At 39.2% G+C, this 22,380-nt stretch carries 24 protein-coding genes; 18 read left to right on the top strand and 6 right to left on the bottom strand.

Annotation, left to right across the window (positions count from 1 at the left end; genetic code table 11):
* The first annotated feature begins 95 nt into the window (after positions 1 to 95).
* From AC3A54_RS07050 to AC3A54_RS07035, 4 genes are all read left to right on the top strand, one after another.
* The gene (locus AC3A54_RS07050; RefSeq protein WP_487653929.1) at positions 96 to 785 is read left to right on the top strand and encodes an ABC transporter ATP-binding protein; all 690 of its coding nucleotides are present in this window, start codon (positions 96 to 98) and stop codon (positions 783 to 785) included.
* Complete coding sequence (locus tag AC3A54_RS07045; RefSeq protein ID WP_487653928.1) at positions 782 to 2,131, top strand: ABC transporter permease; 1,350 nt, start codon at positions 782 to 784, stop codon at positions 2,129 to 2,131. The genes AC3A54_RS07050 and AC3A54_RS07045 overlap by 4 nt, the downstream gene beginning before the upstream one ends.
* A gap of 142 nt (positions 2,132 to 2,273) precedes the next feature.
* Entirely contained in the window at positions 2,274 to 2,540 is a 267-nt protein-coding gene (locus AC3A54_RS07040; protein WP_487653927.1) for a phage holin, read from the top strand.
* A gap of 334 nt (positions 2,541 to 2,874) precedes the next feature.
* Positions 2,875 to 4,095: an MDR family MFS transporter gene (locus AC3A54_RS07035; RefSeq protein WP_487653926.1), complete on the top strand. Its 1,221-nt coding sequence runs from the start codon at positions 2,875 to 2,877 to the stop codon at positions 4,093 to 4,095.
* Positions 4,096 to 4,145: 50 nt separating this feature from the next.
* On the opposite strand, the gene AC3A54_RS07030 is transcribed toward AC3A54_RS07035, so the two are convergent.
* On the bottom strand, positions 4,146 to 5,090 hold the full coding sequence (locus tag AC3A54_RS07030) for an aldo/keto reductase family protein (RefSeq protein WP_487653925.1): 945 nt from the start codon (positions 5,088 to 5,090) through the stop codon (positions 4,146 to 4,148).
* Positions 5,091 to 5,286: 196 nt separating this feature from the next.
* Between AC3A54_RS07030 and AC3A54_RS07025 the strand changes: the two genes are divergently transcribed.
* On the top strand, positions 5,287 to 5,520 hold the full coding sequence (locus AC3A54_RS07025) for a hypothetical protein (protein ID WP_487653924.1): 234 nt from the start codon (positions 5,287 to 5,289) through the stop codon (positions 5,518 to 5,520).
* A 37-nt stretch (positions 5,521 to 5,557) separates the two neighbouring features.
* On the opposite strand, the gene AC3A54_RS07020 is transcribed toward AC3A54_RS07025, so the two are convergent.
* The gene (locus tag AC3A54_RS07020; RefSeq protein WP_487653923.1) at positions 5,558 to 5,803 is read right to left on the bottom strand and encodes a YczF family membrane protein; all 246 of its coding nucleotides are present in this window, start codon (positions 5,801 to 5,803) and stop codon (positions 5,558 to 5,560) included.
* Between the two features lie 160 nt (positions 5,804 to 5,963).
* Here AC3A54_RS07020 and AC3A54_RS07015 point away from each other — a divergent pair, with 160 nt between their 5' ends.
* The 3 genes from AC3A54_RS07015 to AC3A54_RS07005 are packed head-to-tail and all read left to right on the top strand — an operon-like array spanning position 5,964 to position 9,888.
* Complete coding sequence (locus tag AC3A54_RS07015; protein ID WP_487654003.1) at positions 5,964 to 7,562, top strand: spore germination protein; 1,599 nt, start codon at positions 5,964 to 5,966, stop codon at positions 7,560 to 7,562.
* A complete protein-coding gene (locus AC3A54_RS07010) occupies positions 7,559 to 8,764 on the top strand; it encodes a Ger(x)C family spore germination protein (RefSeq protein WP_487653922.1) in 1,206 nt (401 codons plus the stop codon). Before AC3A54_RS07015 ends, AC3A54_RS07010 begins: the two co-directional genes overlap by 4 nt.
* Before the next feature lie 23 nt (positions 8,765 to 8,787).
* Positions 8,788 to 9,888: a GerAB/ArcD/ProY family transporter gene (locus AC3A54_RS07005; RefSeq protein ID WP_487653921.1), complete on the top strand. Its 1,101-nt coding sequence runs from the start codon at positions 8,788 to 8,790 to the stop codon at positions 9,886 to 9,888.
* A gap of 190 nt (positions 9,889 to 10,078) precedes the next feature.
* Here AC3A54_RS07005 and AC3A54_RS07000 read toward each other — a convergent pair whose 3' ends face one another.
* The 4 genes from AC3A54_RS07000 to AC3A54_RS06985 all read right to left on the bottom strand — a co-directional run bounded on the left by AC3A54_RS07000 (position 10,079) and on the right by AC3A54_RS06985 (position 13,226).
* Entirely contained in the window at positions 10,079 to 11,728 is a 1,650-nt protein-coding gene (locus AC3A54_RS07000; protein ID WP_487653920.1) for a PAS domain S-box protein, read from the bottom strand.
* 173 nt (positions 11,729 to 11,901) lie between these two features.
* Positions 11,902 to 12,156 carry a YpbS family protein gene (locus AC3A54_RS06995; RefSeq protein WP_487653919.1) on the bottom strand — a complete coding sequence of 85 codons (255 nt, stop codon included), beginning with the start codon at positions 12,154 to 12,156 and terminating at the stop codon, positions 11,902 to 11,904.
* Between the two features lie 224 nt (positions 12,157 to 12,380).
* Positions 12,381 to 12,884 (bottom strand): N-acetyltransferase family protein, encoded by a 504-nt coding sequence (locus AC3A54_RS06990; RefSeq protein ID WP_487653918.1) that lies wholly within the window; start codon positions 12,882 to 12,884, stop codon positions 12,381 to 12,383.
* A 189-nt stretch (positions 12,885 to 13,073) separates the two neighbouring features.
* Complete coding sequence (locus AC3A54_RS06985) at positions 13,074 to 13,226, bottom strand: YpzG family protein (RefSeq protein ID WP_335531367.1); 153 nt, start codon at positions 13,224 to 13,226, stop codon at positions 13,074 to 13,076.
* A gap of 664 nt (positions 13,227 to 13,890) precedes the next feature.
* Between AC3A54_RS06985 and AC3A54_RS06980 the strand changes: the two genes are divergently transcribed.
* From AC3A54_RS06980 to AC3A54_RS06935, 10 genes are all read left to right on the top strand, one after another.
* The gene (locus AC3A54_RS06980; protein WP_487653917.1) at positions 13,891 to 14,253 is read left to right on the top strand and encodes a DUF3147 family protein; all 363 of its coding nucleotides are present in this window, start codon (positions 13,891 to 13,893) and stop codon (positions 14,251 to 14,253) included.
* A gap of 17 nt (positions 14,254 to 14,270) precedes the next feature.
* Positions 14,271 to 14,645: a DUF3147 family protein gene (locus AC3A54_RS06975; protein WP_487653916.1), complete on the top strand. Its 375-nt coding sequence runs from the start codon at positions 14,271 to 14,273 to the stop codon at positions 14,643 to 14,645.
* Positions 14,646 to 14,839: 194 nt separating this feature from the next.
* A complete protein-coding gene (locus AC3A54_RS06970; RefSeq protein WP_335545230.1) occupies positions 14,840 to 16,018 on the top strand; it encodes an acyl-CoA dehydrogenase family protein in 1,179 nt (392 codons plus the stop codon).
* Between the two features lie 41 nt (positions 16,019 to 16,059).
* Entirely contained in the window at positions 16,060 to 16,824 is a 765-nt protein-coding gene (fabG, locus tag AC3A54_RS06965; RefSeq protein ID WP_309863927.1) for a 3-oxoacyl-ACP reductase FabG, read from the top strand.
* Positions 16,825 to 16,844: 20 nt separating this feature from the next.
* Positions 16,845 to 17,294: a MaoC family dehydratase N-terminal domain-containing protein gene (locus AC3A54_RS06960; protein ID WP_487653915.1), complete on the top strand. Its 450-nt coding sequence runs from the start codon at positions 16,845 to 16,847 to the stop codon at positions 17,292 to 17,294.
* Positions 17,291 to 17,707 carry a MaoC/PaaZ C-terminal domain-containing protein gene (locus AC3A54_RS06955; protein WP_487653914.1) on the top strand — a complete coding sequence of 139 codons (417 nt, stop codon included), beginning with the start codon at positions 17,291 to 17,293 and terminating at the stop codon, positions 17,705 to 17,707. The genes AC3A54_RS06960 and AC3A54_RS06955 overlap by 4 nt, the downstream gene beginning before the upstream one ends.
* Before the next feature lie 109 nt (positions 17,708 to 17,816).
* Positions 17,817 to 18,584 (top strand): class II aldolase/adducin family protein, encoded by a 768-nt coding sequence (locus AC3A54_RS06950; RefSeq protein WP_487653913.1) that lies wholly within the window; start codon positions 17,817 to 17,819, stop codon positions 18,582 to 18,584.
* Positions 18,585 to 18,653: 69 nt separating this feature from the next.
* Positions 18,654 to 19,568 (top strand): ketopantoate reductase family protein, encoded by a 915-nt coding sequence (locus tag AC3A54_RS06945; protein ID WP_487653912.1) that lies wholly within the window; start codon positions 18,654 to 18,656, stop codon positions 19,566 to 19,568.
* Between the two features lie 17 nt (positions 19,569 to 19,585).
* The gene (locus AC3A54_RS06940; protein ID WP_487653911.1) at positions 19,586 to 21,193 is read left to right on the top strand and encodes a long-chain-fatty-acid--CoA ligase; all 1,608 of its coding nucleotides are present in this window, start codon (positions 19,586 to 19,588) and stop codon (positions 21,191 to 21,193) included.
* A gap of 19 nt (positions 21,194 to 21,212) precedes the next feature.
* Positions 21,213 to 22,361 (top strand): acyl-CoA dehydrogenase family protein, encoded by a 1,149-nt coding sequence (locus AC3A54_RS06935; protein WP_487653910.1) that lies wholly within the window; start codon positions 21,213 to 21,215, stop codon positions 22,359 to 22,361.
* Positions 22,362 to 22,380 lie beyond the last annotated feature (19 nt).

The following is a 22,380-nucleotide window of genomic DNA, read 5'->3' as shown; positions in this document are numbered from 1 at the left end:
TTTGGCTATAATTAACTATTTTTTAAAAATCTGTAGGGGTATATTCGCCAAACATCGTCTATTAAGTTGAATTGAGTGAGAAACAGGAGGAAGCTATGATTACGATAAAAAATGTAAGCCATGATTTTGTGATTGGGAAAAAAGGGAGACAGACTATAATTCCGGTGCTTAGAGACATTTCATTCACCGTGGAAAAAGGGGAAATAGTAACGATTGTTGGCAGAAGCGGTTCGGGGAAATCAACTCTGTTAAATTTAGTTAGTGGTTTTATTCATCCTAAAGAAGGGGAAATCTGGATTGATGGAGAAAAGGTTTCGGATTTAAATGAGACGAAATTTGCTGATTTCAGGATTAATAACCTTGGATTTATTTTTCAAAGCTTTCAATTGATTCCCAGCATGACTGCTTTTCAAAATGTAGAGCTTCCATTGATCTTAAAGGGTGTAAGCGAGAATCTGAGAAGAGAACAAACAGAAGTGATGCTGAAAAAAGTAACTTTACTAGACTATCAGGATCACTATCCTGGAGAGTTATCTGGTGGTCAGCAGCAACGAGTCAGTATTGCAAGAGCCTTAATTGTGAATCCTCCAATTATACTTGCCGATGAACCTACGGGTAGTCTTGATAGTGAAACAGAGGAGGAATTACTGGAATTTATCACTGAGTTGAATCGGGATTTAGGTATTACGTTTTTAATTATTACACACGATGACAAGGTGGCCGATATCGGTAATAGAAAAATTGTATTAGCGGACGGTCGAATTGAACAGGGGGTGCTGGTATGAAGCTAAATGACCAATTCCGTTTTGTTCGACAAAATATGAAGAAAAACAGAACGAGAGTATATATGACGATTCTTGCCACCGCAATGGGGTGTGCCTTCCTAATTGTACTAGCCTCTGTAGGCTTTGGGTTACAGAAATCAGTGGTTAAAGAAATGACGGAACAAAGGATCATTACCCAAATTGACGTCCATGGGAAGGAAATAAATAATCAAGGTGGCTTCCAACAGCTTACAGACAGAGACATTCGAACGTTTGAAAAGGTAGAGGATGTTAAGGCTGTTACAAGAAGGAAAATGCTGCAGCAGGAAAGTACGTTTACAATTGGTGAGTACTTAGAGGGGACACAAACCTTTGTAGCCCATTTTCCTTCCGAAGTGAAGGCCGGCTTTGAACTGTCGAAGGGGCGGTTGCCAACAAGTAAAAATGAGGTAGTCGTCGGGTATAATTTTCCTCTCAATCTAGCTAAAAAAGATGCAGATGAGGGCATCTACGATGAGAAGGGGCAGGTAAAAGCGGAATATCGCTATCCAGGGAAGTTAATCGGTGAAACCATGGAACTAACTGTTAGGCAGTTCAAAGATGGAAAGGAAGAAGAGAAGAAAATTCCATTAACAGTGGTAGGAATCTCCAAAAAGCCAACAAAAGAGTGGGCGGAAGACCGAAGTGTATTTATATCGGAAGAGATGTTAAAGGAAATAGAAAGTTTTACGGGAACACCGAAAGGCCTTATGCTTGACCCTAATAATGAAAAATTAGAAGGAATCGATGCTAATGGAGAGACCTATGATGAAGTGAAAATCTATGCCAAAAATATGGAAGCGGTCCAAAGTATTTCAGATCAATTAAAAGAGAAGAAATATGCTACATATTCAGTTGTTAATGAATTAAAAGAAGTCAATATGATATTTATGATTGCAAAAGTGGGCCTAATTTTTATTGGAACAATTGCTATCCTAATTGCTTCAATTGGAATTTATAATACGATGACCATGGCAGTTACAGAGCGGGCACCTGATATTGGTATTATGAAAGCAATCGGTGCAAATCCGAAAACAATTAAACGAATCTTCCTGCTCGAAAGTAGTTACATTGGCTTGATTGGTGCTGTTATTGGAACAATTGTCTCATACGGAATTAGCTTCACTGTAAATTTTGCAGTACCTTTAATTATTAAACAGGCATTTGGACAAGAAACAGATTTAGACATAACGTTTAGTTATATTCCTTCTATTTTACCGATTATTTGTATCTTGATTTGTTACGGAGTCACCCTTCTGTCAGGATACCGACCAGCACAACGAGCAACAAGAGTAGATGTGTTAAAAGCCATGAGAAGAGAAATATAACATAAAATCAGGTTCCAATCGGGGACCTGATTTTTTTTGTCAAAAATAAATTCTGGAAATCGGGACAATCATGGACAACCAATTCTAATCAAATCATATGCTAATAGAAAGATGTATTCGGATTTAGAGGGGAGAGGGAGTCATGATCAACTGGAAAGTTCGTTTAAGAAATAAGCATTGGGTTATTGCATTTATTTCACAAATTATGATTTTAGCACAAATGGTACTAGCTGGATTGAATACTTTAGGGGTAACTAGCTTCCAACTAACAGACTCAGTTCAAAGCACCATTTTAACAATAGTCAATGCAATATTCGTTATTTTATCCATGCTAGGTTTTGTACAAGACCCAACGACCAAGGGCTATGGTGATAGTGAAAGGGCGTTAAACTATAAGGATCCAAATTAATTGGCCATGTTAAGAACAGTGCTAATTTTTATACCCTGTTGATTGGAGCGGAAGGCACGAAGACTCCTGTGGGAGTATGGTTCAGGGGAGACTCCGCAGGCGCAAGCGCCGAGGAGGCTCGCCGAAACACCCACGAACCGCTCGTGCCTGGAGCGGAAATCAGCAGACAAATTTAACAAAGCCTATAAATTAAGGGGTATAAGGATCAGTCATCCTTGCTGATGGCTGACCTTTTTTTGAGGAAGTATGCTGGAAAAATAGGAAATTTCTTTACATTTATTCAGTTAAATAGTTTACTAAATAAGCATACTCCAAAATTTGTGAGGTACTACATATGAAAACATTGAAAAACTATGTGGGTCAATTTCATCCAATCGTATGGGTGTTATTAATTGGGACTGTCTTATCAAGAGGTTCTGCATTTATGACTTTGCCATTTCTCTCAATATATTTATCAAGACACATGGATCTCTCACCAATTATTATTGGTGTAACGGTCGGGATGAGCCCGTTAATGGCAACGGTAGGTGGATTCATTGGCGGCCATTTATCAGACCGCTTTGGACGAAAACCAGTCATGCTTATTGCTTTGTTTACAGTAGCCTTTGTTTATTATGGTTTTACCGTTGCTACTGGTCCGGGATGGTTTATTCTGTTAAATGCCTTAAACGGATTGAGTAATTCGTTCTTTGAACCGACCGCTCAAGCCTTAATGGCCGATTTAACCGAAAAGGATAAGCGGATGAAGGTGTACTCCTTACGATATACAGCCATGAATATCGGAGCTTCCGTTGGTCCACTGATTGGGGCATATTTAGCTAGTACATCAGCAAAATTATCCTTTGCCATAACCGGAACGTTTTATTTGTTTTATGGAATGGTTTTGGTTTTCTTTTTACAAAAACTTGTCTTCCCGAAAGTAGATAATATCAAAAAGGGTGCCTCTTTTGGGGATGCCTTTAGGATTGTTAAAAGAGATAAGGCTTTAAGATATCTTATCTTGGGAATCATCTTGGTGAATATGGGGTACGTTCAAATAGATTCTAATTTACCGCAAATATTAGAAGGAACGGTAGAAAATGGCGTGGTTATATTTTCCATGCTTATTACCATTAATGCAATAATGGTTGTATTGTTGCAGATGCCAATCAGTCACATCGCAGAGAAATTTAGGTTAATGCAGGTCATGGTGGTCGGAGCCGTTTTTATGGCCGCAGGTTTAATTGGCTTCAGCTTTGTTAATGGCTGGGTTACAGCCATTGCTGCCATGGTATTGTTAACGGTGGGGGAAATATTAATCTTTCCATCCAATAGTATGATGATTGATCAACTAGCTCCTGAACATCTTCGTGGAACTTATTTTGGTGCAGCTCAATTTAGAAAGATAGGTAACTTTCTTGGACCAATTATTGGCGGGTTCCTTCTAAGCCATTTTCAAGGGCAGATCATGTTTTGGACCATTGCCTTGTTAACTCTTGGAAGTATTATTTTCTTTTCAAGCGGTAACAAGTCTTTTATTAAAGCATCGGAACAATCAGCGGAAAGAGCGGTTTAATAATGGTTGATAAAAAAAGCCCAAGGACGAAAATGTCCAAGGGCATTTTTTTATCTAAGAATATCCTCGATTCTTGTCAGGGTTTCTTCGTTTAATTGCACACCTGAAGCCTTCACATTTTCTTCTACTTGTTCAGGACGACTTGCACCTACTAACGCACTTGCCACATTACTTTGCCTTAATATCCAAGCAAGAGCTAAATTCGCAAGAGTAAGATTATTTTCAGCACAAACCTCTTTTAAAAGTTCCACTTTATCTAGATTCTCATCCGTTAATAATCCAAATAGACCATTGTATTTCTCCTGAGCAGCACGACTTCCGACAGGAGCTTTTTCACCTTTTTTATACTTACCTGTTAAAACACCTTGTGCAAGCGGTGACCAGACCACCTGACCAATTCCGTGCTTTTCACTTACAGGCAGGACTTCTTTTTCAATATAACGCTGTAGCATGCTGTATTGAGGTTGATTAACTACTATACGGTCTAAAAGTTTCTTATCAGCAAGATGAACCGCCTCTGAAATTTGTTCTGCTGTCCACTCACTTACACCAACGTACAATACCTTTCCTTGACGGATTAGGTCATCAAGTGCACGCAATGTTTCTTCCAGCGGTGTTTCAGGATCATACCTATGGCAATAATAAATATCTACATAGTCAGTGTTAAGGCGCTTTAAGCTAGCATGGCATTGTTCCATGACATGCTTTCGAGAAAGTCCGCGGTCATTAGGACCGTCGCCCATTGGCCAAAATACTTTCGTTGCCAGTACATAGGAATCACGAACATATTTCTTTAGTGCCTTCCCGACAACAATTTCAGCCTCTCCACGCATATAAACATTGGCTGTATCAAAAAAGTTAACGCCTAAATCATATGCTTTATCAATAGACGCAGCTGCATTTTGCTCCTCTACATATCCACCGTATGTAAGCCAACTGCCTAAACTTATTTCACTCACTTTTAAACCGGTATTTCCCAATCGCCGATATTCCATCTAACTTCCCCCTCAGAAAAATTTCGTGACTCAAAATAAAAATACTACATTATTTACTAATTTGTCTACAATTTGGTATAAATTTGGTAATATGGATATAGATAAACAGTTTAGTAGAATCAGTTTGATGATTTATAGTACTTCTTTTTAGATTTATGAATAGGATGAAACTATTCTGAAGAAAGGGGGTCCTTGGATGTCATATTGGACCACAGTATTTGTATTGTTTATTGTCCTATATCTTGTTGTTGAGGAACTCATCTATTATTTTTGGAATCGATATGTATACGGACCTAGCCTTGAAAGAAAAAGCAAATGGAAGAAAAGAATGACTACGATTTGGAAGGTAATTACCACTATACTGACTTTCTTCAAAAAAAAGCAGCCTATTGAAATACAGGAAGCAAATGAGGAAAAGAGCTCAATGTGATGTTGAGCTCTTTTCCTTTTTTTCGTTGGAATCTTCCCTAATTAGACGGCTGATTGCTTTGCTTTTTCTTTTTGATGTAGTAACGAATGGCTTTTATCATCATTGAGAAGCCAAAAAAAACTATAATAATGTATTCTGCTGCCTCCATGACCTTAAAAGGGTTAATAGCCTTCCAAATTAATTTCCGAGGTTCAGTACCCATAACAAGGTCTAAGAAGGAAATCATACCCATCAATCCAGCTGCAATAACAAATGAAACCATTATTTGCTTCAACTGTTTCACCTACAATCTCCATTATGTATATTTTTGTTCTTTAAACTTTCCTTATGCATGCATTTCATAATATTTTTTGGAAGAAATGGATAGTTGAGTTCACGTTGGGGAAAATAACCATTACGAATTGTTAATGGTGAGGTGGTAACTTGTGTCGATCTTGTCAAGTATGTTGAAAAAGAAGCAAAAGAAGAGACAGAATGATAATTATAGACAGCAGCAAGATCCACTTAAGCCAGAGGATTTGCCGATACTTAGGGAATATAAGGATAATATTTCCCGCATAAAAGAAGAGTTTGGGAAAAGTGCTGATATCATCATTCGAGAAGTAAAGATAAGTAGCTACAAAGGAGCTCTTGTATTTGTTGATGGCTTAGCGGACAGTCATTCAATCAGTGACTTTATTTTAGAATCTTTTATGGAAAAAGAACTTCCACTTGAGCGGATTGATCTCTTTCAATACGTGATTGAGAAGGCTGTTGCTCTTGGCAGTATTTTGACGATTGATAATTGGAATCAGGTTTATGATAATTTGTTATCAGGTAATACTGTTATTTTTTTAGAAGGTCACAACCAGGCCATTAGTGCGGAGACAAAGGGTTGGGAAAAGCGAGCCATTTCTGAACCAACAACACAACTCTCTATACGGGGACCGAAGGATTCTTTCACAGAAACGCTCCGTACAAATACAGCTTTAATCCGGAGAAGAATAAAAAGTCCGAATTTATGGTTGGAATCGATGAAAATTGGCACAGTAACACAAACTGACATTGCGTTGATGTATATTAAAGGAATTGCAAACGAGAAAATTATATCTGAAATTAAGGAAAGATTAAATCGGATTGATATTGACGGTATTATTGCCTCAGGCTATGTTGAGCAATTAATTGAAGATCAAACCTGGACAACTTTTCCGACTACCTACCATACCGAAAGACCAGATGTGGTTACTTCTCATTTACTCGAAGGGCGAATTGCCATTATTATTGATGGCACACCATTTGTACTTACCGCGCCTGCGATTTTTATTCAATTTTTTCAGGCGCCAGATGATTATTATTCACGCTTTGATATTTCAACCGGTATCAGGATTCTAAGAATCTTGGCGTTTTTGATTGCCCTTATTGGACCTGCTACCTATATAGCGGCTACAACCTTTCATCAGGAAATGATTCCAACTACTATGGCGATTGCGATTGCGGCGCAAAGAGAGAGTGTTCCCTTTCCGGCTTTTGTAGAAGCATTAATCATGGAGGTCACATTTGAAATTTTAAGGGAGGCAGGATTGAGACTTCCGCGAGCTGTTGGTCAGGCTGTTTCTATTGTGGGTGCACTCGTTATTGGTCAGGCTGCTGTGCAAGCTGGGTTCGTTTCCCCAGTAATGGTTATCGTTGTGTCAATCACAGCCATTGCTAACTTTTCAACACCTATTTTTGCGATGGCGATTGCAGCCAGATTGCTTCGTTTTGCTTTAATGGGATTAGCCACCATTCTAGGTTTTTATGGAATGATGCTGGGACTAATGTTTATAGCGATACATTTATGTTCGCTCCGCTCGTTCGGAATTCCTTATATGATGCCGATTGCACCTTTTAGCATCCGTAACCAGCAAGACGTATTTCTCCGGTTTCCTATTTGGGCTTTTAAAAATAGACCACAATTTATTAGTCAAGGCAATATAGTTAGAACAGGGGAAAATCAAAAGCCAGGACCACCTAAAGCTGATGAGCAACAAAAGGATCAATCAGATAAAGGTGATCAGTCATGAAAAAAAGTTTAATTACATTTGTAATAATGCTTTTGCTTTTACCCGTTATTAGTGGCTGCTGGAATCAGAAGGAATTGACGGACCTTGCCTTTGTCATGGCAATGGGAGTGGACAAAGGTAAAGAAAAGAAATTTGATGTGTCCTTTCAACTTGTGAATCCTAGCAATGTATCAGCTGGTCAAACGGGCGGAGGTAACGGTCTGCCCATTGCTGTTTATAGAAGCTCTGGGGATACGATTACTGAAGCAGCAAGAAATGCTACAAAGAAGGTTTCAAGAAGGCTTTATTACGCACATACAAACGTGGTGGTCATAAGTGAAGAGGTGGCAAAGGAAAGCTTGCTATATGTGCTGGATGCATTGGACAGGGATCCAGAATTTCGAACCACTACTGAATTAGTCATCGCAAAAGGTTCGAAAGCAGAGGACATAGTTACAACGCTGACCATACTAGATCGACTTCCTGTAACTAAAATTACAAAGCAAATTAAATTCTCAGAATCTATGCTTGGTGAAAATATGAGCTTAAATATTGATGATTTTCTTAATGGGTTACTAAGTAAGGGGAAACAGCCTATAGCTAATGGTTATAGGCTTGTTGGTGACAAACCAAAAGCAAGGAAAGCCGAAAATCTTCAAAAAACCACAACGGATGCTTTACTTCAATCTGATGGCTTAGCTGTTTTTAATAAGGGAAAATTACGTGGCTGGATCAAACATGATAAATCCCGTGGTATTATCTGGGTTTTGGATAAAGTAAAAAGTACGGATATAAATATTAACTGGAAAGGAAAGAAAAATGCACTTTCCGTTTCACCGATTCGTTCTAAAACAAAGGTTTCTGTTCGTATTGTGAATGATAAACCGATAATAAATGTAAAGAATGAGAATGAAGGGTGGATTAGCGAAGCGAATACGGCAATAGATTTAGATAATCCAGAAGTTATCGCTCAAATTGAAAAATTAACGGAGAAAGAAATAACCAAGCAAATTCATGCCTCGGTGAAGGAAGCTCAAAAGTTAAAGTCAGATATTTTAGGATTTGGTGAAAAGGTTCACATTGCAAATCCTCATTTATGGAAGAAAATACAAGGAAATTGGGATGAAGAATTTGCAGATTTAAAAGTGAATGTCCATGTAGATTCTTATATTCGCAGACAAGGAATTCGAACCAAGCCATTTTGGTCAATTATGCAGCAATAGCTTTTTAGAAAGGGGGATGTGGGTTGGAGAAAGCAAAAATAAAGGCATCACAACTATTCGTGCTTGTTGTGCTGTTTGAGATGGGCAGTGCGATACTTGTAGGTCTTGGAGCACAGGCGAAACAAGATGCATGGATAAGCATTTTGCTCGGTTTAGTGGGCGGATTAGGAGTTTTCCTAATATACTATCGTTTGTTTCTCTATTATCCAGATCTCCCTTTAACGAGCTATGTACAAAAGATAACCGGAAAATGGATAGGACGAATGATTGGTTTCTTTTACGTTATTTATTTTTTATATTGCGCATCCAGGGTGTTGCGGGATTTTGGAGAATTATTAACGTCGACTATATATACAAATACACCGTTAATTGTTATTAATTGCTTAATGATTGTGACCATTATTTATGCTATACATAAAGGATTTGAGGTTATTGCAAGAGTTGGCGAACTATTTTTTATGATTATCTATATAATGGCTGTTGTGGGCTTTTTACTCGTCATGATTTCCGGACTAATCCATTTACAAAATCTAAGGCCCATATTAGAGAACGGAATTATGCCAATTGTAAAGACATTTCTCGGTGAAACGATCACATTCCCATTTGGTGAAATGGTTGTATTTACGATGTTACTTCCATATATAAATGATCCGAAAAAGGTAAAGATTGTTTGTATGGGTGGGATGATTTTAAGTGGAATTAACATTACAATAACAGCGGTTATTAATATTGCGGCTCTAGGAACGGATCTGTTTGTGAGAGCTAATTTTCCGCTGTTAACCACCATTAGTAAAATCCGAATAGCTGAATTTATCGAACGGCTCGATGTTTTCTTTATGCTTTATCTAATTGTAGGCGGTTTCTTTAAGATTACGTTATATTTCTATGCGGGAGTTGCAGGAGCAGCAGATATTTTCAAATTTGATAAACTCCGCAACCTCAGTATTTCGCTAGGGGGCTTTGTCTTATTTGCCTCTGTAACAATTGCATCTAATTTTGCTGAACACATTAAAGAAGGACTTCGTGTTGTTCCAGTTTATTTACATTGGCCTTTTCAAATCATTATTCCGTCGATGCTTTTGGTCATTGCCTTTTTTCGTAATCGGAAAAAGAAAGCAAATTAATAAGAAAAGCGGAAGCGCCTTGTTCAGCCCCGACAGGCAAATGTTCTTCTGCAAAAAAAGTCGCTCTTTGACTTTTATTGCAGAAGGTTATTTGACCCGAGGGGCTAGGCGCTGGAGTTGGACAATTCTCGAAGTTGAATTATACTTTCTAATTATGTGAAAAAGACTGCCTTTTTGGGCAGTCTTAATTTTAGTTCTTTTTAGAGTTATGTTGCTTAATTGGTAATACAATGCTGACAGTTGTACCAAGGTTTTTTTGACTATCAAAATGAATGGTTCCCTTGTGTGATTGAACAATTTTATAGCTTACTGTTAAGCCTAATCCAGTCCCTTTTTCCTTTGAGGAGTAGAAAGGTTCGCCAATTTTTTCTAATCTCTCTTTTGAGATACCACATCCACTGTCCTTAATGGTAATACAAATCTTCTCAACTGCTTGCTCGGCACTAATCATTACCGATTTACCTTGTTGGGATGCCTCTATCGCATTTTTAATAATATTAATAAATAATTGTTTTAATTGGTTTGGTTCACACTCAAGTATAAGAGGTTCTTTCGGGAAATTGGAATTGATTTGGATATTATATAAGCTTGCTTCTGTGCTGAGCAATGAAATAACATCCTTCAACAGTTTATGAATATCTGCGTTTGTAAACTTAAGAACCTGTGGTTTTGCCAAGAGAAGAAGCTCTCCTACAATATGATTAATCCGATCAAGTTCGTCTAACATGATTTGATAGTAATATTGATGCTTCTTATCCTCCATTTGTAAAAGCTGAACAAAACCCTTTAAAGAAGTAAGGGGATTCCTAATCTCGTGAGCAACACTCGCAGATAACTCACCAACAACAGAAAGTTTTTCTGTTCTTCTAAGACGTTCCTCGGTTTTTCTTAGAGTAGTCACATCTCGTCCATAGCCAATAATTCCAGTAATGGCACCTTCAATATTGATAGGGAGTGACGTACATTGTAAAGTAATCATTTCTCCGTTTGCATGTGGAATCTTGATCTCGTACATAACAGGTTTCACTTCTTCGACAACGGAGGCAATAAAATGGTTAACTTGCTCATGATACTTTTTCGGTAATAAGGATTTTACATTTTTTCCAATGATATCATCTTTGTTAAAACCAGTAATGACCTCGAAGTGAGGATTGAGATTCGTAATATTTCCTTTCAAATCCATTAGATAAACTATATCAGGACTGTATTCAAATAATGATTTATATTGCTGTTGGCTTACCAAGAGTTCTCTAGCCATTTTCTTTTTCTCGGTAATATCACGACCAATAATGACCAGCCCCTGCCGGCTGCCATCTGGATTGAAAAGAGGGACTTTAATCGTATCAAAGGTTTTTGTCGTTCCGTCTGGTACGGGAAGAACTTCTTCAATGCGAATAATGTCACCATTTTTCCAAGCTTCCTCATCCGAGGTTTCACAATACCGGAGGGCATCCGCATAAAAATCTGTATACTCAGCTAACTCGGAGTCCTTCTTGCCACGATAATCCACATGTTCAAGCTGAAACAATTGCAAACCAAAATTATTGGCCTCAATCCATCGTCCTTCTCCATCCTTAAAGTTAACAAAGTCAACCATCGCGTTAATTAAGGTGGATAAGCGCTTTTGGTCTTCTCGTGAGACGGATAATTCATTGGTCTTATTAATGAAGAAATAAATGAATCCTCCAGTAATGAGGATATAAAGGACCTCTTTAGAACGTTCAATAATCCAAATAAGCGAAGTAGGAACGAATGTTTCGATAAGATAATTTGAACCATATATCCAAATTAAACTACCTAAGAAATAGAATAGGACTAGTTTTAATTTTTGTTTCTGCATGGAAATCTCCAGTTCTTTCAAGGAAGCATGTTCTCCTAGAATGAGTAATATATATCTATTGTATATAGTACTAAAAAATTATTTATTTTGGAATAATGCAATACTGGAAAAAAGCAGAGGAGCACTTGGATTGCAGCCTCTGCTTCATTATATTGGTATGTAATTGAACAGTGTTAAGACCTTAATGCATATTCTTTGACCATTTCTTTTGTGACGAGCTTTCGGAAAGGAATGATCCCTTGCTTTGCTAGGGTGTTAATTTGATTTGTCATTTCATTAATATTATCGGTTGTGAACTCTTTTCCCTGCTTGCATAAAAATAACGCTTCTTCGATATAAAGCTCTCTTTGCTGGTCGAGCAGCAGGAAGCGATTAATCTTTTTGTTTTGCTTGTTTACATGTTCGGATATTGCTTTATGTACGCTCATGTTTTTCATCTCCTATGGTTAATTTAATTAAGGATTGGCTTTGTTAAATTTGTCTATTGATTTCCGCTCCAGGAGCTTCGCTTTCCGTGGGTGTTTCGGCGAGCCTCCTCGGCGCTAGCGCCTGCGGGGTCTCCCCTGAACCATACTCCCACAGGAGTCTTCGCTCCTTCCGCTCCAATCAATAGTAAAAAAAAATCAACAATGTTCTTTAACATAGCTAAGTATTAGTATATTCTTCTGCCAAGTATGAGCAGATCTCTTTCAATGCCATCAAGTTCTGCAATCTTCGGAAGATGTGCCCATTTTTCAAAGCCAAAGCTATTAAAAAGCTTTATGCTGGGTTCATTGTGGCCAAAGATAAAACCAAGTAAGGTCTTAATTTCAAGGGCTGGGCAAGCATCTATTGCTTTTTGTATAAGAAACTTACCGAGTTTCTTTCCACGAAAATCTTGATGAATATATATACTGATTTCAGCTGTTCCATTATAGGCTGGTCTGCCATAAAACGACTGATAACTTACCCATCCGCAAATTGATCCTTGACTTTCGACTACCCAAAGTGGACGAAAGGAAGGGGAGTGCTCGTGAAACCATTGGGTCCGGCTTTCAACAGTTACTGGCTCAAGGTCAGCGGTAACCATTCTCCCTGCAATGGTTGAATTGTATATGTCAACGATAATCGGTAAATCAGTTATTTCTGCATCTCTTATTGTGAAAGAATCGTACATACTCTAGTCCACTCCATTAGATAATAATTTAATTAGATTTTATGATATCCTTCCAAACATACATTTTCAATCATAATTTTTCGTTTACTTCATATTAAAAGAAAAAAGCTGACTCATTGTGTTGAGTCAGCCTTCTTCTTGATGGGAGAGCGCTGTGTCACCCCATCATTCGTTTCGATGCCAATACACTTACCAACGGTGTGCTTTGGCATTGCTCCTTAAGATGATCGCGTTTTGAGTTAATTGAGTTTCTCCATTCACCTGTGACTTCTGGCGTTTCGGCCTAGTATTTGTGTGATGGAAAAGCTCTGAGTGTTGATCTAAATGATCTTTGTAGCTCATCAAGAATCACCTCATCATAGGATTTGAAACGATGATATTCACTATGGAACATCACTATTATTATTTGTAAAATGAACAGAAATTAGTCACGTAATTAAATAACTGTGATGCATGAAAAAAGATGGAATGGTTTATTATAATGAAGCAGAACGAACTATCTAAAAATAAATTTGACGGACTATCTTTGATTTAGTGGATGAAGGACAAAATTCGATTTGAATACAAAGGTTTTGTCTTTCATAGGGTTGATGAAGGACAAAATTCGATTTGAACACAAAGATTTTGTCTTTCATACGGTGGATGAAGGACAAAATTCGATTTGAATATAAAGGTTTTGTCTTTCGTAGAGTTAATGAAGGACAAAATTCGAATTGTATACAAAGGTTTTGTCTTTCATAGGGTTGATGAAGGACAAAATTCGATTTGAACACAAAGGTTTTGTCCTTCATAAGGTGGATGAAGGACAGGACAAGCTTGAAATGCCGTAGGTTTGTCTTTCACCAAGACTCAAGCACAAAATAGATCAAATGAAACCGCTTCAAAAACCTTAATAAAGTGTTCACATGTATCGTCATAAAATTGAGGTACAATGAATACGTAAATTAGTTTGTGAGATTATTCACGTAACTAAAATAACAGCGTGGTAAACAAAAGAGGCGAACGAATGATGGTACATCTATCAATAAGCGCACTTCTCATACGATTCCTTTTGGGTGGTTTAGCAGTTGTCGCTTGTACAGTAGTAGCAAAAAAATTGGGAGAAAAAGCAGGAGGAATTTTTGCAGCCTTTCCTGCAGTGTATTTGGCGGCATTTTTAACAATAGGACTTGATTTTCATGGTGGGCAGCTGATTTCACATTCGATAATGTTATCCAGGGGAGCTATCTTTGGAATGGCAATCAACATCATAGTTGCTCTTATCGCAGGCTATCTTTTACCAAAAGTAGGCTGGAAGCGGGGCATCCTTCAATCCATGGCTTTCTGGTTCACTATATCAATAGTAGTTGTCATTATTACATCCCATTAAACGAAAAGGTGACAAGCATGAATAAACAGGACTTATTTATTCGATTCCTACTCGGAGGAACCGCGGTTTCACTTAGTTATTTAATTACAATCGTTTCACCGTGGAAGATGCTAGCCGGAATTTTTGCTGCTTTTCCTGCCGTAATGCTAACAGCAGTTATCATGGTCGGAATTGCTTCCGGTACAAAGAAAGCAACCAATATTGCCCGAGGGTCTGTATATGGAATGATGGGCGGAATTATTTGCGTAATTACGGTCCTCCTTACCTTGCAATCCACTAGTAATTGGCTCTTAAGTATTACCATGGGATTGCTATCATGGCTAACAAGCTCCATTGCTATCTCCACATTTAGAGAACGTTTGGCGATAAAAAAAGCCGTACGACAAATATAAATTGGGAAAAATCCTTCAGCGCTACCCGAGCTGAAGGATTTTTTTAACAAGATTCATCACTTTTGACTTGTATTATCTGAAATTTCGGAATAAAATAAAATTAACATACCAACCGGTAGGTATGTTTTCGGATAACCTATCATATACTTTCTAAGAAGAAAACTAGAATAAAAGAATAGAATGGAGTGAAGGAAATGCATTTACGTTTGACCGACGAGCAAAAAATGGTGCAGAAAACAATTAGAAGATTTGTTGAAAAAGAACTCATTCCACTTGAAAACGACGTATTAAGAAACGAACGAGAAGGTAAACCAAGTCTCCCTCCAGGAAAATTAAAAGAGCTCCAATTAAAGGCAAAGGAAGCAGGCTTCTGGGGCATTAATACACCTGAAGAATACGGCGGTGCTGACTTAGGACAAATGATGATGGCCATCGTGTTGATGGAAGTCTCGAAAACCTTTGTTCCATTTCAGTTTGGCGGCTCTGCAGATAATATTCTGTACTATGGAAATGAAGAACAAAAACAAAAATATTTAATTCCAACCATCAATGGTGAGAAAAAATCTTGCTTCGCCATGACTGAACCTGGGGCGGGCTCTGATACACAAAATATCAAAATGACCGCAGTTAAGGATGGAAATGAATGGGTGTTGAATGGTGAAAAAACATTTATTACAGGTGGTAATGAAGCCGACTTCGTCATGGTTATTGCCATTACAGATAAAGAAAAGCATCAAGAAACACGTGGCCGAGAAGGTGTGACCTGCTTTATTGCCGACCGCGATATGGGCTGGAAATCGGAGTATATACATACGATGGGAGAATGGGGTCCAGCCGGCTTAGTATTTGATAATGTCCGTGTTCCTGAGGAAAATATCCTGGGTGAATTACACAAGGGCTATAATCTGGGACTTGAATGGATTGGTTTTGCAAGATGGATTGTTGGTGCAAGAGCAGTTGGATCGGCAGAACGTTTATTGCAAATGGCAATTGATTATTCGAAAGAACGAATTACCTTTGGTAAACCGATTGCAGAAAGACAAGCCATCCAATGGCAAATCGCGGATTCTGCCGTTGAACTTGAGGCTGCAAGATGGTTAGTTTTAAACGCAGCGTTTACGCTTGACCAAGGGGAGGATAACCGTCACCTTGCTTCCATGGCGAAACTATACGGCTCCAATATGGGGAATAGAGTAGTTGACCGCGTCCTACAAATTCATGGCGGGATGGGCTACACAAGAGAATTGCCAATTGAACGTTGGTACCGGGAAGCTCGCCTTTGGAGAATTTACGATGGTACCGATGAAATTCAGCGCATGATTATCGCACGTAACCTTATAAAGGGGCACGTAAAGGTTGGTCAATACGTATAAATTGTAAGCGCTAACTAAAAAGAAAAACAGGAGGAGTAGAAATGGCTGGTAGATTTGATGGAAAAGTGGCATTTGTAACAGGCGGAAGCCGTGGAATCGGAAAAGGGATTGTTGAGCTTTTTGCCGAAGAAGGCGCAAAAGTAGCCTTTATCGACCTAAATGAAGAAGCATTAAGCCAAACAACTAGTGAATTAAAAGAAAAAGGGTACGAAGTATACTCTAAAGTGGCAAATGTTACCGATGCCGAGCAGGTAGAAAATGCGGTAAAAGAGGTTTACGAAACCTTCGGATCGGTTGATGTTTTAGTAAATAATGCGGGAGTCATCCGTGACAATCTATTATTTAAAATGACAGATTCTGATTGGCAAACAGTCATGGATGTACATTTAAAAGGCTCATTTAATGCGGCACGTGCCGTACAAAAATATATGGTGGAACAAAAATATGGACGTATCATCAATATTTCTTCCACTTCTGCCCTTGGTAATCGCGGCCAAGCCAACTATGCTGCCGCCAAAGCTGGGTTGCAGGGATTCACAAAGACACTGGCAATTGAACTTGGAAAATACGGCATTACGGCCAACTCCGTAGCACCAGGCTTTATCGAAACAGAAATGACGAAAGAAACCGCTGCAAGAATTGGAATTCCATTTGAGCATCTCATTCAAGCAAGCGTTGCTAATATTCCGGTTGGAAGAAGTGGAAAGCCAGCGGATATTGCCAATGCTGTAGCCTTCTTTGCAGACGAAAGATCGTCCTTTGTTAATGGACAGGTAATCTATGTGGCCGGCGGACCAAAATGCTAATTATGTGAGGTGAGGATGAATTGTTTAAAGATCAAATAGGTAAACAATCAAACAAGGTGAAAAATACCGTTGAAAGAGGAGCCGTCAAGAAATTTGCGGAAGCTATTGGCGACCTTCATCCTATTTATGTTGATGAGGACACAGGAAGATTGTCTCGATATAAAAACAATATTGCCCCTCCCACCTTTCCAAGAGTATTCGATTATGGAGTAGTTGAGGGCTTGAACCTGCCTAATAAAGGCTTAATTCACGGGGAACAAACCTTTCACTATGCACGACCATTATTGGTTGGGGAAGACGTTTACTGCTTTTCCAAGGTAAAAAACTACTTTGAGAAAAAAGGGAATTTTGGTGAAATGGGATTCCTTGTCCTTGAAAGCTTTGGTGAGGATGAGGCAGGGAATGTCATCTTTAGTTCAACTTCAACAGTTGTCATATCTGAAGCTGTGAGGAAGGTGTTGGTAAAGTGAGTACACTAGCACAATTACAAGTGGGTGAGTCAATTAATGAGGTTCAGCTTGCCCCTGTTTCAAGGATGGATCTTATTAAATATTCTGGTGCTTCAGGGGATTTTAACCCGATACACACCATTGATGAGGAAGCCAAAAAAGCGGGGTTGCCAGGAATCATTGCACATGGAATGTGGACTATGGGGAATTTGGCAAAGCTCTTTACTTCTTATTATGAAGAGGGCTTTGTTAAGGATTACTCCATCCGCTTTAAGGGCATGGTGTTTTTAAATGATGTTGTTACGCTCAAAGCAACGTTATTAGAAAAACAGGAAAACACCCTCCGTTTCCAGGTTCAAGCAGTGAACCAGCAAGGAAATGAAGTGTTAAAGGGTGAGGTAGTTTATCACCAATACGAAGTGGTTAGAGAATAATAGGATTAGAAAAGTTTCCCGGCATGGAAGAGGTTTCTCGCCTTCATGCTGGGTTTATTTCTATCAAATTTCAGGGAAGCATGAATGAATATTAATAAAGGGTGATGAAATGACGACCAAAATGAAAGTGAACTATCAGCCGCCAGTTTTTTCGACAGTAGAAGAAGAAAGGCTGCATTTAAAACAAAAATTAGCCGCCGCCTTTCGTTTGTTTTCTAAATTTGGCTTTGATGAAGGGGTTGCAGGACATATTACTGCACGTGACCCAGAACGAAAGGATCATTTTTGGGTGAATCCTTTTGGTATGCACTTTAGTCAAATCTGTGCCTCTGATTTAATTCTCTGTAATCACGAAGGCGAAGTGGTGGAAGGACATTATCCTGTAAACCGAGCCGCCTTTGCCATCCATTCTCAAGTCCATGCTGCACGACCTGACGTTATTGCTGCTGCCCATGCTCATTCTGTTTACGGTAAATCCTGGTCTTCCCTTGGGCGACTTCTTGACCCAATCACACAGGATGCTTGTGCTTTCTATCGCGATCATTCCTTATACGACGACTTTACCGGTGTAGTTCTAGAAATCGAAGAAGGAAGACGGATTGGAAAAGCACTTGGAAACAATAAGGCATGTATTTTAAGGAACCACGGTTTGCTTACAGTTGGAGGATCTGTTGATGAAGCGGCATGGTGGTTTATTACGATGGAACGTTCCTGTCAGGCGCAGCTTCTTGCAGAGTCAGCAGGCAAACCTGTTGTCATTGATGATGAAGACGCAAAAGCGACCTATGAAACAGTAGGCGTTCGTACTGCTGGCTGGTTCCAATTTCAGCCATTATGGAATCGTATCGTGAAAGAACAGCCGGATCTTTTAGATTAATGACCCTAATCTGAAAAGAGGACACATTCTCTTTTCAGATGTATACATATGGATTTGGGAGGATTGGCCATGAAAATAGGTGTAGCAGGTACCGGTGCAGTAGGAGGCTATTTCGGTGCTCTCTTAAAAAAAGCGGGAAACGAAGTGATTTTTCTAGCACGAGGAAAGAATTTGGAAAGAATGCAGGCAGAAGGATTAACGGTTGAAAGTGAAGTGGACCGTTTCACTGTTGATGGAGATTTTACAGAAAGTTATGAGTCGTTTGTCGATATTGACCTCTTGCTATTTTGTGTTAAATCAACCGATACCAAAGAGGTTGCGGAGAAATTCCGTCCCCTGTTAAAAGCATCCTGCTTGATTATGACCCTCCAAAATGGAGTGGATAATGAAGAAATTCTAAGAGGAATTTTTGGGGAAGAACGTATTTTATCTGCAGCTACGTATATTCAAGCAATGGTGACAGATTCGGGTGTGGTGAAACAAATTGGAGTGCCTCCGCAGTTAGTTATTGGCGCCTTAGACAGTCATTCAGCGGAAAAAGCAAATGAAATTTCCACTCTGTTTAATGCTGCCAATATCATAACCTATCCGTCCGCCAATATTTTACACATTAAGTGGAAAAAGCTACTATGGAATGTCACCTTTAACCCGTTAACAGCCTTAATGGAAGTTAAGGTTGGCGCAATTTACGACGATGAAGGTCTATATCAAACAGCTCTAACTATCTGTAAAGAGGCAATCGCTGTAGCAAATGCCGCTGGAATGGAAATCGAAGAAGATTTCTATGAAACGATTTTCGCTCAAGGGAACCTTGCGAAAGAACATCAACCCTCCATGCTCCAGGATAAATTGAAAGGGAAAGCCTTGGAGGTAGAATCCATCTGCGGGTACATTGTAAAGAAAGGAAGAGAAGTAAAGGTGGATACCCCAGTTATGGAAACCATCTATCATCTTTTAAGTTATCAAACTAAAAACAAATTCTAATAGCGAGGTGAAATTACTTGGAGGTACAACAAGAACGTCCCTGGATGGACCATTATCCCGAGACCACGGACCTTTCTTTTGAGATTCCGGAATGTAACCTATATATATTGTTAGAAAAGACGGTAGAACAATACGGTGAACAATTCGCTATTATCTATGAAGAAGAAAAAATCACATATTACCAATTGAAGAATCAAGTAGACCGACTTGCAAATGCTTGGAAACAGCTTGGGATTCAAAAAGGAGAACGGCTGGGGTTAATGGTATCGAACCAGCCTTTCTATGTGATTTCCTATTATGCAGCTTTAAAACTTGGAATGATTGTCGTTCAAATTAATCCGCATTATACCCCACGAGAATTACTAGAAATTTTCCATGACTCAGAGGTAGCTTATTTAGTTTCAGAACCTGAAAACCTGGAGAAAGTAAGATACCTACAAAATTCCCATTCCTTTAAATATATTTTTGTAACTGAAAGAACCATAGAGTCAGATTGCTTTTCATGTATTCTCGATTTAATCCGTCATGCCGAACCATTACAAGAAACATGTTCCATCAATGCTAAGGAGGATATTGCTGTTATTCAATACACCGGCGGTACAACGGGGAAAAAGAAAGGAGCTATGCTAACCCATTTTAATTTAATTGCCAATGTCATTCAAAGTAAGGCTCTCTACGGCGAGCGAATGTTCGTTGGTGAAGAAACCATTCTAACAGCTACCCCGCTTTATCATGTGTACGGGATGACAAGTGGAATGAACCTTGGTATTTATATCGGTGCTGCAAATGTGTTAGTGAATAAATTTGAGATTAAAAAGGTTCTTGAAATAATTCAAGCACACAGACCGACTTTCTTCCCGGGTGTACCCAAAATGTATAATGCCTTTGTTCATTACCCTGAGATAGACTGCTACGATTTAACCTGTTTTAAAATGTGCTCAAGTGGTTCCGCACCACTTCCAGTTGAAATGATCAAAAAATTTGAAGGGTTGACGGGCGTTTCAATTGGGGAAGGTTATGGGCTATCAGAAACCTCACCCACGACGCATCGAAATCCGCCAGAAGGGTTGACCAAAATAGGAAGTATCGGAATACCTGTGCCAAAAACAGATTGTCGAATTGTGGATGACAATGGCGAGGACCTTCCAGAGAAAAGTATTGGGGAATTATTAATTAAGGGTCCACAGGTGATGCTAGGCTACTGGAATAAGCCGGAGGAAACCAATCAGGCCCTTCGCGATGGCTGGTTCTATACTGGTGACCTCGCAACGATGGATGAAGACGGTTATTTTTATATCGTTGGCAGGAAAAAAGAAATGATCATTGTCGGTGGCTTTAATGTCTATCCTCAAGAAGTGGAAGGGATCCTTTATGAACATCCGGATATACTCGATGCCGCTGTGGTCGGAATCCCTGATAAAGAATCTGGTGAGCTGGTAAAAGCATTTATCGTGCCAAAAGCCGGAGCTGAAATTAATAGTAACGATTTAAAGAGTTACTGCTATCAACATCTTACCCGATACAAGGTACCCAAACAATTTGAAATCATTGATACTCTGCCGCGCAATGCAGTAGGAAAAGTATTAAAGCGAGTTCTACTAGAAGAGGCAAAAAATCGAGTGTAAGGACATTTGGAGGTGTCATATGAATTTTGAATTAGATGAAGACATTCTTTTTTTGAAAAAGAACGTCAGGGATTTCATACAGACAGAAGTCGAGGCAGTTGCCATGCAAATTGAAGAAGAGAACCACATTCCGGAAAGGATTATCCAACTATCAAAGGAAATGGGTCTCTTTGGTTTAAGTATTCCTGAAGAGTACGGTGGTCTTGGAATCGGGATGGTCGGCAAATGCGCCTTATACGAGGAAATTGGGCAAACACATAACGGATACACGACCTTAATTGGAGCCCATACCGGTATTGGATCAGTAGGAATTGTAGAAATGGGGAACGAAGAGCAAAAGAGAAGGTATTTACCTGATATGGCGAACGGGGATAAAATCGGCGCTTTCGCTTTAACGGAGCCTGCCGCCGGTTCTAATGCCGCCAATTTAAAAACAACAGCTGTAAGAAAAGGGAATACTTACATTCTTAACGGTTTAAAGCATTATATTACTAACGCAACTGAAGCGAGTGTTTTTACAGTGATGGCGGTAACCGACCCGGAAAAAGGAGCGAAAGGAATTACCTCTTTTATTGTAGAAAAGGATTTTCCAGGGTTTCAGGTCGGTGCCGTTGAGAAAAAAATGGGCTTACGTGGATCCCATTCAGCGGAATTAATTTTTGAGGATTGTGAAGTTCCGGTTGAAAACGTGCTAGGTGTAGAGGGGCAAGGCTACGTGAATGCGTTGAAAATTTTAGCAAACGGCCGTGCGGGCTTGGCCTCTCGTAATCTTGGTTCCTGTCAAAAGCTTTTGGACATGTCTACAAGATATGCCAAAGAACGTATTCAATTTGGAAAGCCGATTATCTCAAACCAGGCCGTGAGCCATATGCTGGCAGAGATGGCGGTGGAAATAGAAGCGTTAAGGTCGTTTACTTACAGGGTGGCATGGATGGTAGAGCAAGGAATGAAGGTCATTAAAGAGGCGGCAATGCTTAAGCTATATGGATCAGAGGTTTACAACCGGGTTGCAGATAAAGCCGTACAAATCCACGGGGGCCTTGGCTATATTGCGGATTACCCAGTGGAACGCTTTTATCGTGATGCAAGGATTACAAGAATCTATGAAGGAACATCAGAGATTCAGAAAAATATCATTGCTGCCCAGTTAGAAAAAGAATACAGCTAATCTAGTAATATAGGAGGAT

Source organism: Neobacillus sp. Soil_C_43 (assembly GCF_057656715.1).
The sequence above is the reverse complement of the archived record's forward strand: the minus strand, read 5'-3'. Positions and strand labels throughout refer to the sequence as shown.

What these genes read in the sequence shown, in the direction of transcription:
- AC3A54_RS07030 (WP_487653925.1), bottom strand. Translation starts at nt 5,090, where the DNA reads ATGGAATATCGGCGATTGGGAAATACCGGTTTAAAAGTGAGTGAAATA.
- AC3A54_RS06945 (WP_487653912.1), top strand. Translation starts at nt 18,654, where the DNA reads ATGAAAATAGGTGTAGCAGGTACCGGTGCAGTAGGAGGCTATTTCGGT.
- AC3A54_RS07015 (WP_487654003.1), top strand. Translation starts at nt 5,964, where the DNA reads ATGTTGAAAAAGAAGCAAAAGAAGAGACAGAATGATAATTATAGACAG.
- AC3A54_RS06975 (WP_487653916.1), top strand. Translation starts at nt 14,271, where the DNA reads ATGAATAAACAGGACTTATTTATTCGATTCCTACTCGGAGGAACCGCG.
- AC3A54_RS07035 (WP_487653926.1), top strand. Translation starts at nt 2,875, where the DNA reads ATGAAAACATTGAAAAACTATGTGGGTCAATTTCATCCAATCGTATGG.
- AC3A54_RS06985 (WP_335531367.1), bottom strand. Translation starts at nt 13,226, where the DNA reads ATGAGCTACAAAGATCATTTAGATCAACACTCAGAGCTTTTCCATCAC.
- AC3A54_RS07010 (WP_487653922.1), top strand. Translation starts at nt 7,559, where the DNA reads ATGAAAAAAAGTTTAATTACATTTGTAATAATGCTTTTGCTTTTACCC.
- AC3A54_RS06980 (WP_487653917.1), top strand. Translation starts at nt 13,891, where the DNA reads ATGATGGTACATCTATCAATAAGCGCACTTCTCATACGATTCCTTTTG.
- AC3A54_RS06970 (WP_335545230.1), top strand. Translation starts at nt 14,840, where the DNA reads ATGCATTTACGTTTGACCGACGAGCAAAAAATGGTGCAGAAAACAATT.
- AC3A54_RS06950 (WP_487653913.1), top strand. Translation starts at nt 17,817, where the DNA reads ATGACGACCAAAATGAAAGTGAACTATCAGCCGCCAGTTTTTTCGACA.
- AC3A54_RS06990 (WP_487653918.1), bottom strand. Translation starts at nt 12,884, where the DNA reads ATGTACGATTCTTTCACAATAAGAGATGCAGAAATAACTGATTTACCG.
- AC3A54_RS07045 (WP_487653928.1), top strand. Translation starts at nt 782, where the DNA reads ATGAAGCTAAATGACCAATTCCGTTTTGTTCGACAAAATATGAAGAAA.
- AC3A54_RS06935 (WP_487653910.1), top strand. Translation starts at nt 21,213, where the DNA reads ATGAATTTTGAATTAGATGAAGACATTCTTTTTTTGAAAAAGAACGTC.
- AC3A54_RS07040 (WP_487653927.1), top strand. Translation starts at nt 2,274, where the DNA reads ATGATCAACTGGAAAGTTCGTTTAAGAAATAAGCATTGGGTTATTGCA.
- fabG (WP_309863927.1), top strand. Translation starts at nt 16,060, where the DNA reads ATGGCTGGTAGATTTGATGGAAAAGTGGCATTTGTAACAGGCGGAAGC.
- AC3A54_RS07000 (WP_487653920.1), bottom strand. Translation starts at nt 11,728, where the DNA reads ATGCAGAAACAAAAATTAAAACTAGTCCTATTCTATTTCTTAGGTAGT.
- AC3A54_RS06995 (WP_487653919.1), bottom strand. Translation starts at nt 12,156, where the DNA reads ATGAGCGTACATAAAGCAATATCCGAACATGTAAACAAGCAAAACAAA.
- AC3A54_RS07050 (WP_487653929.1), top strand. Translation starts at nt 96, where the DNA reads ATGATTACGATAAAAAATGTAAGCCATGATTTTGTGATTGGGAAAAAA.
- AC3A54_RS07025 (WP_487653924.1), top strand. Translation starts at nt 5,287, where the DNA reads ATGTCATATTGGACCACAGTATTTGTATTGTTTATTGTCCTATATCTT.